Raw genomic sequence first — 16,191 nt, 5'->3', positions numbered from 1 at the left:
GCCTTCTTACTTGTTCCAACTATTTTTCTAACTCGCTAAGACAGAATTTCCTATAAGTTGAAGAAGTAACAAGTTCTTTCCTCTATCCATTAACTAGGCTAACATATAGTAATCATTTTTTACTACCCTCCCCTTACGCTTCAATTTTTATCTCTTGTAGTTTGTTTCCATAATCTTTTTTCCTCAATCACTAGACACTGCTTGAAGAGTTTGTCGATAAAGTAACGATCATGCGAGGTCACTAAAATTGTTCCTAAAAATTCTTTTAAATAACTTTCAATCTCTTCTCGAGTTTCAATGTCTAAGTGATTCGTTGGTTCATCTAAGATTAGTAGATTAATCTCTTGTTGAAATAATTTGGCTAACTCGAGGCGGATTTTTTCGCCCCCAGATAAATCGATTAGACGCTTAGTCACATCCTCTTGATAAAACCCATACTGCGCCAGAACTCTTCTGGCACTTTCTTCTTCCCCCACGGTTTCTTGAAAATAAGTTAATACGGTCTTCTTTGGTTCCGAATATAGGATATTTTGTGCTAAATAACCAATTTTCACACCACTTCCCAAACAAATTTCTCCTTGAGTGGGCCGGTCAATCCCTAACAGCATCTTAAAAAAAGTGCTTTTGCCACTACCATTTTTTCCTATTAAGGCTAAATGTTCTTGCCAATAAATCGTAAAATCTTCTGCTTCAAATAATAATCTATCTTCATAAGATTTAGAAAGCTGACACACTTTTAAAACTTCTTTTCCAGACCGAGTGAAAGACTGATTTTTTTGTCCTAATTTTCTCTTTTGAGCAATTGGTCGTTTGACTCCTTGCATTTTTTCTAAACGTTTTTCTAGATGTTTGGCTCGTTTGAAAAATTTTTCATTATCTCCTTCGTTACCCCACTGGCGATATCGACGAATTGCTAATTTAATTTTTTGAATTTCTTTTTTCTGAAGTTCGTAATTTTTTTGAATTAGCGCTTCTCGTTCTGCTTTTAATTTTTGATACCGCGTATAATTTCCTGGGTAGGTAAAAACTGCTCCATCCTCGACTTCAATGATATTTTCTACTACATTATCTAAAAATCGGCGATCATGTGAAATCACCAGACAGGCTGCTTTGGTATGCGCCAGATAGCGTTCCAACCATTCAACACTTTGAGTATCAAGATGATTGGTTGGCTCATCAAGCAGGTAAAGGTCAACATCCAAAAGCAGAATATGTGCGAGCTGAACCAGCACCTTTTCTCCACCACTTAACAAATTCAAACAAGTCGTAGCTTTTTTGGCTAAACCCAATCCCTTTAGAACAGTGGTTATTCTTTCTTCCAGAATGTAGCCACCTTTTTGTTCGTATGCTTCTTGTACTCGAGCATACTTTCCCATAATTTTTTCTAGGTCACTATTGGTCTGACACATCTGTGCCTCTAATGTTCGTAATTGATCACCCAACTGATGAATATCTGAAAAGCTAGACAGTAAGTAAGCAGATACTGACAAATCAGAGACAATCGTTTCTTGTTTAATCGAACCAATGCTCAATTTTTTTTGGCAACTAACCGTTCCTTTTGTCGCCTGTTCCGCTCCAGTAATCAATTTAAAAATCGTAGACTTCCCCGAACCATTACTGCCAATTATTCCTATTTTTTGCCCATCATTTATTTGGATAGAAACCTCTTCTAATATAGGGGCTCCTCCAAAATTTTTCGTCACATTATTTAATTGTACTAACATTTTTTGCTCCTTCTAGGCCAACCGTAAGAAAGAAAAAAGGTCATGAATTTATCATGACCTCATGTTATTTAATTATTTTCTTATTTTTATAAGAGAACAAACGACTGGTCATTTTTTTCTGTTTTTTTGTTATTTTTGATTACACTTATCCCATAAACAGAAAAACAAAAAACAATTGCATGGCAAAAACTTGTGAAATAACGCTGATAATTAGCGATTTGTGTTATTTTTGTCATACGTCTCATCCGTTGTTCCCTCCTTTTTAATTGCTCAATTTCAGTATAACAGAAATTTTTTTTCTTATCTACCATTCTTTCTCAAGGTTGCTTTGTTTGCTAAAAAGAAAGAGCTTTAAAATGTTTTTAGCCGTATTGGCAATATTTAAAAGTGTATTTTCTTTTTTTAACGCTTCTTCAAGAGAAATGGGGGCCGATTGTATACAAAATATTCCTTGGAAATTAGCTGCTAATTGTGGCTTTATTGCAGTGTATCTGCCACACAAGACTACGACTGGGACAGCGAACTTTTGGGTTAATTGGGCAATCCCAAATGGCACTTTTCCATTTTCAGTCTGTGAATCTATGCTACCTTCTCCAGTAAAAACAAGGTCTGCTTTTGAAACCATCTGTTCCAGGTTGGTAAACTGCGAAATCAGCTCAAAGCCACTTTGTAGCTCACCACCAAGTGCTACAATAGCACCACCTAACCCACCTGCTGCTCCACTACCAGCAACTTGGTTCAATACAATCTGATCATGTTCTTGTAGATAGGTAGCGATTCGTTGTGCCTTTGCATCTAATTTTTCAAGAATTTCTGGACTGCCTCCTTTTTGCATCCCAAAAACTTTAGCCGCCCCGTTTGATCCATAATAAACATTGGTAACATCTGCTGCTGCAATTAAATTTATTTGAGCAAATTGCTGTTTAACTCTAGCTAAATCTAGTTTTTTTGCAACAAGTAGTGGGTTCCCCGTACGAGCCGTGTCTCCAGTATCTGCTCCTAAAGCTTGAAGAAATCCAAGCCCACCATCCGAAGTCCCACTTCCACCTAAAGTTAGAATAATTTGATTCACCCGTTTTTCTAAGGCATCTTTTACTACTAACCCCAGACCATATGTACTTGCCTGACAAAGAGTTTCTTCACATGGGTGAATCAAGTCTAGTCCGACAACTTTTGCAGATTCAATAATCGCAATTTTTTTATTTTCTTTCAGAGTAATCAGATATTCTGTCTTACAATTTCTCCCTAATAAGTCAACTGTAGAACAACTTTGAAAATGTCCACCATTCGCTGTATAGATTGCTTCTAATGACCCTTCTCCTCCATCTGCAATTGGAATACACACACACTCAACTTGTGAAAAATCAGCCTCAATAGCCTCTTTCACTGCTTGATTTAACTCTAAAGAAGTAGCACTTCCTTTAAAAGAATCGATTGCCACAACAACGTTCATCTTTATCCCCTCCTTTTGCTATTCTTTCTCCTATTTAGTATAGCATCGATTTGCTAAAAGAAAAAAAAGATAAGGCAAAAATCAATAGACTTTGCCTTACCCACCAAGTTGCACCAAACACCGGAAAATACTCTCTTCCTTGTAACTTGCTATTTTGACGCTGATACTACTTTCTCAGATTTATTTTAAAAGAAGCTCATGAATTAAAGTTGGATGATTTTGTTGCTCTGAAATCGTGAAGCAGGAATAAAGCTTATGAATAATTGCATCAACTTTTTCTTCATTGCTATAAACAGTAATAAGAGATTCACCTTTTGCCACAGGGTCTCCAACTTTTTTATTCAGTACCAGACCAACTCCTAAGTCAATCACATCATTCTTTGTCGCTCTCCCTGCCCCTAGCATCATCGCTACCGTTCCTAGATCATGCGCAACAATCTCTGAGACAAAGCCATTCTGTAAGGCCGGAATTTCAATTTTAAAGGCAGCTTGAGGCAATTTTGTTGGATCATCTACAACAGAACTATCTCCGCCTTGATTATCTAAAAATGTTTTAAACTTTTCAATCGCTGCGCCACTTTGAATGGCTTGTTGCAACATGACACGTGCTTTCTCTACCGTATCTGCTTTATTGGATAGGACCACCATTTGACTACCTAATGTCAGCACTAACTCCGTTAAGTCTTTTGGTCCTTGTCCTTTTAGGGTATCAATGGCTTCTTTGACCTCTAGTGCATTCCCAATCGCGTTGCCCAATGGTTGCGACATATCTGAGAGAACTGCCACCGTCTTACGTCCGACTTTACTGCCAATTGTAACCATCGTTTCTGCTAATTGCTTTGCCTCTTCCTTTGTTTTCATAAAAGCACCTGCTCCAACTTTTACATCCAATACAATCGCATCAGCCCCAGCAGCAATCTTTTTACTCATAATAGAACTTGCAATCATTGGAATAGAATTAACGGTCCCAGTCACATCTCTTAGTGCATACATTTTTTTGTCTGCTGGGGTTAGATTGCCACTTTGTGCAACGACTGACAACTGATTTTGATTGACTAATGTTATGAATTCTTCTTTGCTGACTTCAACATGAAACCCTGCGATTGATTCTAGTTTATCAATAGTACCTCCTGTATGCCCTAAGCCACGCCCTGACATTTTCGCTACTGGAATACCTAACGCCGCTACTAGTGGAGCTAGCACTAGCGTTGTTGTATCTCCTACCCCACCAGTTGAATGCTTATCAACTTTTATGCCAGCTATCTCACTAAGATCGATTTTTTCGCCTGAATCCACCATAGCTAATGTTAAGTCAGCTGTTTCTTGAGCAGTCATTCCTTGAAAGAAAATAGCCATAGCAAGAGCACTTGCTTGATAATCAGGAATCTGCTCATTAGTATACCCTGTAACAAAAAATTGGATTTCTTCTTTACTTAATACTTGACCATCTCTTTTTTTACTAATAACATCGACCATTCTCATTACTTTCACATTCCTTTTCTATTTGATCTATTGGAGCAAAACTGCCTGACAAATTAAATCGATTAAAAACAAACTGGCTAGTCCATATACGATTGGGTGAATACTCGCTCTTTGACCAACTGCTACCTTTACGATTGGATAAGAAATAAAGCCAATTGCTAATCCAAAAGAAATACTATTTGAAAATGAAATCAATACCACTATTAAAAATGCTGGAAACCATTCACTAAAATCAAATAAATCAATTGTACGTAATTGCTGCATCATAATTGCACCCGTTATAATAATGACAGGAGCTGTAGCAACTTGAGGGATAAGCGCTAAAAACGGAGTTGTAAAAATGGCGACCAAAAATAAGCAACCCGCTACAAACGCCATCCCCCCAGTTCTTCCCCCACTCTCAATTCCAACTGCACTTTCTGCTGCTACAACGGTTGGGCTCGTTCCTAAAAAGCCAGAGATAAAACTAGCGACAGAGCTACTCTGAAAAGACTGCTTAAAACGCTTTTTATTAGGCAATATTCCTGACAAAATTCCCATTGACTCAAAAATCAGAATCATGCTCATTGAAAATACCGCCAAAATAAATGGAAGTGAAAAGAATTCACGGAAGTCCCCTGGACCTATATTTTTAAAATAAGTTTGAAACTCAGAAAAATGAAGTTTCGTCGTTGTCATCTGATCTTGAATATGGAAAATCAAACTCAGTACAGTTGTCAGAATAATTCCTAGCAAAAATCCCCCTGGAGTCCCTCTAAGATAAAAAATTAAGCTCATAATCAAGCCGACAACTCCAAGTAGTGTAGCTGGCTGCGATAAATCCCCCATCATCAGCAAACCTTGTTTCCCTCCTGCTTGAATCAAATGTGCTTTTTCAAGACCCAATTCTACTAAAAACAGCCCAATACCTGCTGTAATTCCAGTTTTCAAATTGTCTGGTATCGCTTTTGCGAGTTGCATGCTAAAACCACTTATTGCGATGACAAAATAAACAATACTACTACATATCGAAATTGCGATAGCTTCTTGCCAAGAAAGCTGCATCCCATTGACAATCGTGTATGTAAAAAATGCATTAATTCCCATGCCAGGAGTCATGACTATGGGCGCTTTTGCCCAGAAGGCCATCAAAAAACAACCAATTGCAGAAGAAAAAATAGTCGCGCACACACTGTAGCCGATGGGAATACCAGCATCCTTTAGAATCATTGGATTGACAATGATAATATAAGAAATAGCAACAAATGCTGTACAACCTGCAATTAGCTCATTCTTCAATTGCTTTTTGTCCTTAAAAAGTTCTATAATTGAGAAACTTTTCTTTTTTTCTTTTAATTTTGACACACCCCTTAAACTCCTTAGCCTTTAATTTTTCACTAAATATCACCAAACAAACAGACCCACAATTGCTGCAGATAGCAATGAAACCAAAATCCCCGATAATAACATATAGCTAACATTTTTTGCAATATACTCATTTTTCTCCTTATCGACAAGCCCTTTGAAGCAGCCAATAATCATTCCAAGTGTCGAAAAGTTCGCAAATGAAGTAATAAAAACAGTCAGCACTGCCCGGTAATGATTAGGAAAATGGGCAATGTTTCCTGTCACTTTGGACATGACTACAAATTCATTTGTCACTAGTTTGGTCCCCATATACTGTGCCATTTCAAAAGCAGTATGAGTATTTAAGCCCATCAACCAAGCAAATGGGAACATCACAATCCCTAAGAGGTGTTCGAGTGTTAACCAAGGATTTACAAGTTGTAACACTTTATCAATTAACGCTGCAATTGCAACAAAGGCAATGACATTTGCTGCGATAATTAAAATTAATTTTCCAGCTCCGACGATTGAATCCCCTAAAAATGAGAAAAACGGTTCTTTTTCAATCATTCCTTCTTGCTTTGTCTCTTCTCTTTCTCGAATTGACCCAACTTCTGTAGCCTCAGCATGCGATCCACTCATTTGGGCCACAGTATCTTCTTCTTGTGATACACTAACCGGATGCAAAATACTGGAAATAATGATGGAATTGATGATATTGACTGGGATAGCTGTTAGGATAAATTGTGCTGGCATCATCGCAATATACGCACCAATAATGGACGCAGTAACACAACTCATCGACATCATGGCGATAGTCAAATTTCTTTGTTTGTTGATTAATTTTAATTGCAAGCTAGAAACAGCAAGCGCTTCTGTATTCCCCAAAAACATCATTTCAATTGCAAAAAATGATTCAAATTTTGGTTGTCCTGTAATCTTAGAAATAGCTTTCCCTAACCATTTAATAACGAAAGGAAGTACGCCGATATAAGTTAATATATCAAACAATGGCACAATTAATAATATTGGCATTAAGACTGTTACAAAAAATCCGAGTTTGCCTAATGCTTCAACATTTTGGTATTGTGCTGGAAAAATAAACCAAATCCCTTGATAGGAAACTTTTACCATTTTGTCAAATCCTTCTGCCGCTAATTGAACCATCGTTCTTCCGATAGTAAAACTTGTTAAAAACCACGTCATACATAAGTTGAGCATTAACATAATCCCGATAGACTTCCACCGAATTTCCTTTTTCTTCTTTGAAAATAGACAGGCTAAACCAATAAAAACAATGAGACCAAGAACGTTTACAATTAGATACATATTCCTTCTCCTTTACTGAATCAATGGATTCATTTCATTGTGCTACATCGTCCATCTTATGTAAGTACCGTCTCATTTAATAACAAAACAAACAACATACACAAATGATTTATAACACTCACTTAAATGGATTACAATTCAAATTGTAAAGGTAAGCGTTTGCAATGTCAAAGGAATAACGAGATATAATATGGTTAGATAAGAAACCGATGAACTTCCTCTCATTTTTAAAATAACAATATTAGATATCTATTTCGATCACACATTGTTTTCTCCCCCGTTTCTTTTCATAAGATTAAAAAAGGGGGGAGAGGGTAATTTTACTTGAGTTTTCTGCCAACGTTTCAAAAAGAGCCAGAAGGATAACTTAAAAGTTATCTTTCTGGCTCTTACTATCGAAATAAGCGGTGAGAGCAGAAATACTTCTGTTCCACCCACTTCTATAAAAATACTGTTTAAACAAAACCACCGAATGGATTGTCCAAATCGATTGGCTCTTCTCTTACTACAACTAGCTCTTTGTTCATAAAGGCTTCAATACCTGGCTCTCCTAGCTCACGACCATAACCAGAACGTTTCACTCCACCAAATGGTAATTCTGGTAATGTTCCACCATAACTGTTTACAAAAACAGCTCCAGTTTCAATTTGTTTTGCTACTTCCGCTCCACGCTCTTGCGTACCAGCAAAAACAATCCCACTTAATCCGTAATTCGAATCATTTGCTAACTCAATCGCTGCTTGTTCGTCTTTTACTTTGTACACTTGACCCACTGGTCCAAAGAACTCTTCATAGTAGGCAGGATTATCAATAGTGATGTCTGTCAAAATCACTGGATGGAAAAAGCTATCATCCCCTTGATTTTTTGTCATATCACCATAAGCCAAAGTCGCACCATTTTCAAGTGCTTTTTCAACTTGTTTCACTAAATCCTTTTTCGCTTTTAAAGAACTCAAAGGTGCTAACGTAGTACGTTCGTCAAAAGGATCACCCGTTTTAGCATCTGCAAAGGCTTCTGTTAGCATCGCCAATACTTTTTCGTAGTTATTTTCAGTTACAATAAAACGCTTAGAAGACGTACAAACTTGTCCTGCATTGTACAAACGTGCTTGCCCAATAATCTTTTTCACTTCATTTAGGTTCGCATCTTCTAAAACGATAAATGGATCACTTCCACCCAACTCTAAGGAACTACGTTTTAAATTTTTCCCTGCTTCTGCTGCAATCAACTCGCCCGCACGCTCTGAGCCTGTAAGTGCGACTCCTTGGACACGCTTATCTGCAATAATTTGATTGACTTGACTATAATCTACAAATAAGTTGGTACAAGCGCCCTCTTCTACTCCAGCCTCTTTTAATAAAACTTCAAAGGCTTCAGCTGAACCTGGTGTATTACTTGCATGTTTATAAACCATTGGGTTCCCAACAATATAGTTTGGGGCAAAAACACGCATCAATTGGTAGATTGGAAAATTCCAAGGCTCAACCGCCATTAATATCCCAATTGAATGCGGAACCATTTGAGCTTTGCCCATACGAGATTCAAAAGCTGTCGGTGCCATAAAAGTATCTGCTTTTTCTGCATAATATCTTGCAATTTCTGCTGAAACCAATACTTCACCTTTTGCTTCTGAAATTCTTTTCCCCATGTCTTTTGTGATAATTGCAGCTAGCTCCTCTGCTTTTTCTGTAAAGAGCTCACTAACTTTATATAAAACCTTCGCTCGTTTCTCAACAGATTCTTTACGCCATTGTTTATATAATCGATGTCCTTTTGTAAGTGCGCTTTCTACATAAGCATCATTATGGTTGTCATATGTCTTTTCTACTTGGTTTGTATACGGATTTGTAACTTGATAAGCCATTCCATTTCCTCCTCAACTTTTTAGTTTTAGTATTTATTACCTAAAAAAGTGTATTTTAGTACTTAATACCTAAATTATACTACAGGTCTTCCCTAAATGAAAAAGAAACTACTCTGAATTGAAAAATAATCTAAAAAAGCTCCCTAAAAAATTAAAAAAGAGAGTGCGACAAAAGCAACTTTCACTCTTATCTCACTCTCAAAATTTAGACCTTCAAGGACATTCATTCGTTATTGCTCGTTTTAAAAAACTTTTTCTGTTCTAAGTATCGTTCTCTAAGTAGTTAGACTTGTTCTACTTTTTTACGCAGAACTAGTTTCGTAAGTTCCATCAAAATCATCGCTAAGAATGCTAGTCCAAATGCGATACCAAATTGGTGGAAACCAAAGGAAGCAGGAATAGAAAATACTTCTCTTAAACCAGGTAATAACGCTACACCATACAAGGCACTACAGAATAGAACCGCATAAATAACCGTTTTGTTTTGGAAAAAACCTGCACCAATTGCTGTTTGAACATTCGATCTAGCTGGAAATGTTTGCAAAGTTCTGCTAAGTATTAATGTTGAAAAAGCCATTGCTACACCCATTTCAGCTGAATCCTGCAAGCCAATAAATTGTGCAACGATCACGGCAGCCCCAATCAAAATCCCTCTATAAACAACTGATAGTAACGTTTGTCCTGCAAAAATTCCTTCGTTAGGATCTCTTGGTTTACGTTTCATTACATTCGGTTCACTTTTTTCCATCCCTAAGGCAATCGCAGGGATAGAGTCATTCACCAAATTGATGAATAGCAATTGAAGGGCGGTAAAAGGATTCACCCAGTTCATCAAAAGCGCTACAATAATCGCGATAATCGCCCCTAAGTTTCCAGCAAACAAATAAGCAATCGCCTTTTTGATATTATCATACACATTTCGGCCGACTTCCACCGCTTGAACGATAGATACAAAGTTATCGTCTGTAAGTACCATCGCTGCTGCATCTTTAGCAACATCCGTACCACTTCCCATTGCAATCCCAATATCTGCTTGTTTTAGTGCAGGGGCATCATTGACGCCATCTCCCGTCATTGCAGAAACATGTCCTTTATTTTGCCATGCACGAACAATTCTGATTTTATTTTCTGGAGAAACACGAGCATAGACAGAGATTTTTTCTAAATCTGCATTTAACTTCTCTTCGCTCAGCGCATCTAGTTCTTGACCGGTAAGCGCCATATCGCCATCAGCAAAGATTCCAATTTCTTTGGCAATTGCGCTTGCAGTGGTTTTATGATCCCCTGTAATCATTACCGTTTTAATTCCTGCACTCTTGGCATCTGCTACAGCTTGGAATACCGCTTCACGAGGAGGGTCAATCATGGCCAAAATTCCTACTAATACAAAATCATTTTCGTCATCTAAACTTACTTCATGTTGCTCTTCTAGTAATTTATACCCAAAAGCCAGTACACGTAACGCACGATTAGAAAATGCTTCGTTTTGTTTTTTCATTTGATCCAAAATTTCAGTAGTCAAAGGTTGAACTTCTCCGTTGATTAGTACCTGTTTACTACGAGAAAAGACAATATCTGGGCCACCTTTTGTCAGTAACATCCGTTTGCCATCAATAGTATGAACCGTTGACATCAACTTACGATCAGAATCAAAAGGCAATTCCGCTTGACGAGGATATTTTTTACGTAGTTGTTCGAATGGTTGATTGACTTTATCGCTAAATGAAACCATCGCCACTTCAGTAGGATCTCCTAATTCTTGTCCTTCTTCACTGATACTGGCATCGTTAGCTAGTACTGAAATCTGAATTAAACGTTCTTCATCTTTTGACCATGTTTCTGGTTGAGGATTGAACTCGCCTGTTTTCCCATTTGGTAAGTAAAAATCGACAATAGTCATTTTATTTTGTGTGAGCGTTCCAGTTTTATCCGTACAGATAATACTTGTCGAACCTAGCGTTTCTACTGCTGGTAATTTTCGGATAATAGCATTCCTTTTAGCCATTCTCTTAGTTCCAAGCGAGAGCACAATAGTCACGATAGACTGTAATGCCTCTGGAATAGCCGCAACTGCAACCGCAACTGCAAACATAAAAGCATTCAGCAAATCTTTTGAGACATCTTGTTGGCCTTCTAGAAAGATTCGAGCGACTTGAATCCCTAATATAACTAGGGATAAAATTAAAATAGCAATTCCTAATTTTTTACTGAACTTGTCAAGATTACGTTGCAATGGTGTCACACTTGAAGTAGCATTCTCTAACAAATCAGCAACTTGACCAATTTCTGTTTGATTTCCCGTACTTGTAACAATAAATGCTCCACGTCCGTATACCACAAGGGTCCCACTATGAACCATATTGACCCGGTCACCCACTGGTACTTCTTTTGTTAAATCCACTACTTCTTTTTCAGCAGGAACAGATTCTCCTGTAAGCATTCCTTCGTCAATCTTCAACGTTCCAGCTTCTGTTAGACGTCCATCTGCAGGAACATAGTCCCCAGCGTCTAGTAACACAATATCACCTACTACAAGTTCTCTAGCTGGTACACTGATTTTTTCACCAGAACGTACTACTTTAGCCATCGGTGCCGAAAGCTGTCTCAGTGCATCTAAGGAGCTCTCTGCTTTTTTGGTTTGGACAACACTTACAACTGAGTTTAGTAGTAACACAGCAAAAATAATGATTGATTCAAGAGGTGACCCCATTAATAGTTGAACAACCGAAACAATTAAAAGAACTATGACCATTGCATCTTTAAATGTTTCTAAAAATAACTTCAGAACCGATTCCTTTTTCTTGGCTTTTAACTCATTGTATCCATCTTTTTCTACTCTTTCTTTGGCTTCTTGAGTGGTTAATCCTTCTGGTTGTGTCTTAGTTTCCTGATAAACAGCTGCTAATTTTTGCTGATAGACACTATTTTTCACTTGACTAGCTGTCTTTTCTGCTACTTTTTCTTCCAATTTTCATTCCTCCTATATGTAACTCTACACATTCAAACATTAGCGTTTTATTAAATAACCTTGCCTCCATTCTACTCGCATCCTCACTTTGTTACAAAAAGAAAAGACTTAAAGTGGAAGGTTATTTTTAAACCCTCCACCTTAAGTCTCACTATTCAAGTCTGTGATTTGAAGATAATACCAGAAAATTGGCTACAATTAACTTACTGTTGATATTATCACAACGTTTCCGTTGCCAGTTACTCCCCTAAGGATGTCTTATTTGATTAATTTCATCATACTTGAATTCGGAAAAAAAAGCAACCATTCTATTCGTTTCTTTTTTATTTTAAGTATATTTTCTGCAGATAACTTCTTCCACTATATAGAATAGCACTACCAACTGCTACAGTAACTCCCGCAAAATAAAATGTTATATGCGGAGAAAACCACTCTGCTATTTTCCCTGCTAAATACGGGGCAATTGCACCTCCAGTAAATCGGACAAAACTATAGGCTGCTGAAGCGATGGAACGCTCAACAGGGGCTACTTCCATTACAGTTGTTGTCAGTAAGGTATTACTTATGCCTTGAAAAAATCCAGAAATCATAATGCCAAACATAATGACTACAGGATATTCGGTAAAAATTCCCATTACGCCTAAAACAACTGCAAAACCTAATAAAGAAAACAGTAGCATTTTAGTAGTTCCATATGTCTTTTCAAATTTGGGAGCTAGAAAGACAGAACTAACGGCCAACAATATCCCCCAACCAAAAAAAGAGAACCCCACTTCTAGTGCATTAAAATGACGCAGCAAAAATGGGGAGTATGCTAGAACTGTAAAAAAGCCAAAATTATAGCACAGTGCTGTCAAGCCAGTAATCTTCAAACCACCATGTTCCAGAGCTTTTAATGCCTCCCAAACTCCAGCTTTTTTCTTAGGCTTTGCAATTGGATCAAGCAAAAACCACACCAAAACAAATGCAACTAACATCAAAAATGCAACACCAAAAAAAGGGCCTCGCCATGAAAAGCTGCCTAATATCCCTCCAATAAGTGGCCCCACAGACATGCCCATCCCCATTGCTGCCTCATACATAATCACCGCTTTTTCGCTTCCACCAGTACTGACACCAATTATGGTCGACAAAGCTGTGGCAATAAACAGGGCATTCCCCAGTCCCCATCCTGCTCTAAAACCTATTAGTGCTCCAACGGAACCCGACAAGCCACCCAAAAAAGAAAATAAGATAATCACGACTAATCCTATTAACAATGTTTTTTTTGCCCCAATTCTACTCGAAATAAATCCTGTAAAAAGCATGACCACTCCAGTAACTAACATATAGCTAGTAAATAATAATGACGTTTGTGCTGCTGTTGCGTGTAGTGATTTGGCAATGGATTGTAATATCGGATCTACCAGTCCAATCCCCATAAAAGCTACCACACATGCAAAAGCTACTGCTAATGCAGGCTTTGATTGTTTGGATAAGCTACCAATAATACTTTCAGCTTCAGCTTTTTTTCTTTTTTTCATTTGTTTTCCCCCTAAAATTACTTCTTTCAACTTTTCTAGTATACTGCTCTTTTTTATTATATGTCAATATTTACATATAAATATTTACTTATAAATCATTGAGACCTTTTCTTTTTTTTGTGATATAGTAAAAGAAAAAGTGAGTAAAGGTGGCCTCATATGAATAAATTAGCCCATATTTTATTAGGCCTACTGTATAGAAAACCTTGCAGTGGGTACGAATTACAAAAATTATTAAATTTAATCTGGCAAGCACACCATAGTCAAATCTATCCTCTGTTAGCAAAATTAGAAAAAAATCATTTTGTGTATTTTGAAGAAACCAAAGATAAACCCGCCAAAAAAATTTATTTTCTAACTGCTTTAGGCAAAGAAAAAGTTGAAAATTGGTTAGATGAGCCTACTCCATTTACTCTAGCCAAGGATGAATGGGTCGCAAAAGTTTATATTATCGGCTCCATCGATATCGAACTTGGGAAAAAATTATTTTACGAACGCGAAAAATATTTACAAGAACAAATTAAAAACTGCCAACAAAAACTAGAGACAATGGAACAGCGAAAAGAAAATATTGAGTATTATCAGCATGATTTTGGCCGCTACTTGGTAGTCGTTAGACGGATTGGTCTTTTAAAAGAAGAACTTAATTGGTGTGCTTGGGCTAAAGAAAGTTATCAAGAATTTTTGACTCTAAAAAAGTGTGAAACAAAGTGAATACTCACTTTTATTTCACACTCAAAGTCGCTTTAACTTACCTAAACAGTGGTAACTTCTTTTTTATTGACAATTTTTTAACGTTTTGCTTTTTTTAATCTTCTTTTTCTACTTCTAGAACTGTACCTGTCTCTGCATTAAGCGTGACATCCGTCTCACTTTTTCCAGACTTCACTTTGACCTCCCAATAAACGGTATCCAGTTCTTTTTCCAAATTCCACTCTACCGCCGTTCCGTCACCTGCAGCTTCTTGCGCACGCGAAGTGATTTCTTCCAAAGATAAAAGGTTGGTTGTCACCATTCCTTTTTCCTTTCGCTCCACACCATTTTTTTCATCATTCTCTAAATTTTCGACACGTTTTTTCTTGATATCACCAGTTTTAGCATGAATTTTTAGCTCATATTCTTTTTGATCATCGACCCCCTTAATTTCGTAGTAATAGATGCCAAATGATGAATCAAGCTCAATAGAAGTCACAGATGTATTGGGGTAATTACTTTCATAAATCTGTACGGCATGAGCGAGCGTCAGCCTTGTAGTTTCTTGACTTATACTGTTTGTTTCTTTCGTCGCGGAAGTTCCACCCTCGCTTTGCTGAATTGAAGTAAGGCTAGTCAGCTGGTTATTTTGTTTAGCCTCATCCTTTTTAGCTTGCGTACACGCTCCAAGAAACAGACTCAAGCCAACTATTCCTAAAATACTTATTTTTTTCATTTTCATTCTCCTTTCATTTCCTATATCATGAGAGCTTATTTTAAAACTCTTTATTACAGACAATTAAAAATCAAAAATACTTTTCTCTCTGTTGCTTGAATAACCTGCATCTTTTACTTGCAAAGCCCTTTTATTTTTTCTACATTATTACTAAAAAGGCACTTAATTAAGCCTAAAATTAAAGCGAAATGTCCTCCCAACCTTGCGCATTTACGCAAATCAGATTGCACCTTCCCCATTCCGTTCAATTTCGTCCTATTATCATACTAACAAATTTTAAAATAATCAATCTATTTTTTTATTTTAAGAATTCGCTTGCAAATTTTAACTGAATATGGTAATTTTAACCTCGACGCAAAACGTAAATATTACGTTTTGAAAAAAATAAAACATGAGGAGCGACAATCTTGAAAAAAAAATTATTCTTACCTATTTTCTTCCTTGCCCTTTTCTTACCAATAGTCACTGGATGTACTAGCAAAACGCAGACCAATACATCTAATACCGCTACAACAACTAGTCAGACTGAGCAGCCTCAACTCACTACTTTTGAAGACACACAAGTGAGTGATCGAGCACTTTCTGATTGGGAAGGCTCTTGGAAATCTATTTATCCTTATTTAAAAAGTGGCGCATTAGATTCTGTCTTTAAAGAAAAAGCCAAAAAATCATCTGATAAAAACTTTGAAGAGTACAAAAAATACTACAGCGTTGGCTACAAAACAACTACTGAAAAAATAGATATTTACAAAGACAAAATCTCTTTTTATACAGATAATCATTGGCAAAATGGTAGTTATCAATATGTTGGCTACAAAATTCTTACTTACGAATCTGGAAGCAAAGGTGTCCGTTACTTATTCAGCAAGATTGCTGGCGATGAGTTAGCTCCAACTTCTGTTCAGTTTAGCGATCATCTGATTCAATCAGAAAAATCTGCTCATTTTCATTTGTTTTTCGGAAATGAATCGCACGATGAACTACTAAAAGAAATGGATAACTGGCCAACTTATTTTCCTAGTTCTGCTTCTGAAAGTAGTATTGTTCACGATCTGCTTCATCATTAATAACACCTTCCTTTTTTACACAGTT

At 37.0% G+C, this 16,191-nt stretch carries 12 protein-coding genes; 2 read left to right on the top strand and 10 right to left on the bottom strand.

Features of this window, described 5'->3' with window-relative positions; genetic code table 11:
• Nucleotides 1-140 precede the first annotated feature (140 nt).
• The 9 genes from abc-f to CBF30_RS08920 form a co-directional block, all read right to left on the bottom strand.
• A complete protein-coding gene (abc-f, locus tag CBF30_RS08955) occupies nucleotides 141-1,724 on the bottom strand; it encodes a ribosomal protection-like ABC-F family protein (protein WP_126825433.1) in 1,584 nt (527 codons plus the stop codon).
• Between the two features lie 86 nt (nucleotides 1,725-1,810).
• Nucleotides 1,811-1,969, bottom strand: coding sequence for a hypothetical protein (locus tag CBF30_RS11850; protein ID WP_170168990.1), 159 nt, complete (start codon nucleotides 1,967-1,969; stop codon nucleotides 1,811-1,813).
• Between the two features lie 59 nt (nucleotides 1,970-2,028).
• Nucleotides 2,029-3,177: a glycerate kinase family protein gene (locus CBF30_RS08950; RefSeq protein ID WP_126825430.1), complete on the bottom strand. Its 1,149-nt coding sequence runs from the start codon at nucleotides 3,175-3,177 to the stop codon at nucleotides 2,029-2,031.
• A gap of 180 nt (nucleotides 3,178-3,357) precedes the next feature.
• The gene (locus CBF30_RS08945) at nucleotides 3,358-4,659 is read right to left on the bottom strand and encodes a pyrimidine-nucleoside phosphorylase (protein ID WP_126825427.1); all 1,302 of its coding nucleotides are present in this window, start codon (nucleotides 4,657-4,659) and stop codon (nucleotides 3,358-3,360) included.
• 27 nt (nucleotides 4,660-4,686) lie between these two features.
• Nucleotides 4,687-6,003: an NCS2 family permease gene (locus CBF30_RS08940; RefSeq protein WP_126825424.1), complete on the bottom strand. Its 1,317-nt coding sequence runs from the start codon at nucleotides 6,001-6,003 to the stop codon at nucleotides 4,687-4,689.
• Nucleotides 6,004-6,042: 39 nt separating this feature from the next.
• Nucleotides 6,043-7,314, bottom strand: coding sequence for a NupC/NupG family nucleoside CNT transporter (locus CBF30_RS08935; protein ID WP_126825421.1), 1,272 nt, complete (start codon nucleotides 7,312-7,314; stop codon nucleotides 6,043-6,045).
• 455 nt (nucleotides 7,315-7,769) lie between these two features.
• Nucleotides 7,770-9,179, bottom strand: coding sequence for an NAD-dependent succinate-semialdehyde dehydrogenase (locus CBF30_RS08930; RefSeq protein ID WP_126825418.1), 1,410 nt, complete (start codon nucleotides 9,177-9,179; stop codon nucleotides 7,770-7,772).
• A gap of 283 nt (nucleotides 9,180-9,462) precedes the next feature.
• Nucleotides 9,463-12,147: a cation-translocating P-type ATPase gene (locus tag CBF30_RS08925; protein WP_281273613.1), complete on the bottom strand. Its 2,685-nt coding sequence runs from the start codon at nucleotides 12,145-12,147 to the stop codon at nucleotides 9,463-9,465.
• Nucleotides 12,148-12,470: 323 nt separating this feature from the next.
• The gene (locus CBF30_RS08920; protein WP_126825415.1) at nucleotides 12,471-13,670 is read right to left on the bottom strand and encodes an MFS transporter; all 1,200 of its coding nucleotides are present in this window, start codon (nucleotides 13,668-13,670) and stop codon (nucleotides 12,471-12,473) included.
• 159 nt (nucleotides 13,671-13,829) lie between these two features.
• On the opposite strand from CBF30_RS08920, the gene CBF30_RS08915 reads away from it, so the two are divergent.
• Complete coding sequence (locus CBF30_RS08915; RefSeq protein ID WP_126825412.1) at nucleotides 13,830-14,384, top strand: PadR family transcriptional regulator; 555 nt, start codon at nucleotides 13,830-13,832, stop codon at nucleotides 14,382-14,384.
• A gap of 94 nt (nucleotides 14,385-14,478) precedes the next feature.
• On the opposite strand, the gene CBF30_RS08910 is transcribed toward CBF30_RS08915, so the two are convergent.
• A complete protein-coding gene (locus CBF30_RS08910) occupies nucleotides 14,479-15,099 on the bottom strand; it encodes a PepSY domain-containing protein (RefSeq protein ID WP_170168989.1) in 621 nt (206 codons plus the stop codon).
• A 407-nt stretch (nucleotides 15,100-15,506) separates the two neighbouring features.
• Here CBF30_RS08910 and CBF30_RS08905 point away from each other — a divergent pair, with 407 nt between their 5' ends.
• Nucleotides 15,507-16,166 (top strand): ZinT/AdcA family metal-binding protein, encoded by a 660-nt coding sequence (locus CBF30_RS08905; RefSeq protein ID WP_245975054.1) that lies wholly within the window; start codon nucleotides 15,507-15,509, stop codon nucleotides 16,164-16,166.
• The last annotated feature ends 25 nt before the right edge of the window (nucleotides 16,167-16,191 follow it).

It is taken from the genome of Vagococcus entomophilus, assembly GCF_003987595.1.
Taxonomy (GTDB): domain Bacteria; phylum Bacillota; class Bacilli; order Lactobacillales; family Vagococcaceae; genus Vagococcus_E; species Vagococcus_E entomophilus.
Note: the sequence above shows the minus strand (reverse complement) of the source record. Positions and strands in the feature narration are given on the sequence as shown.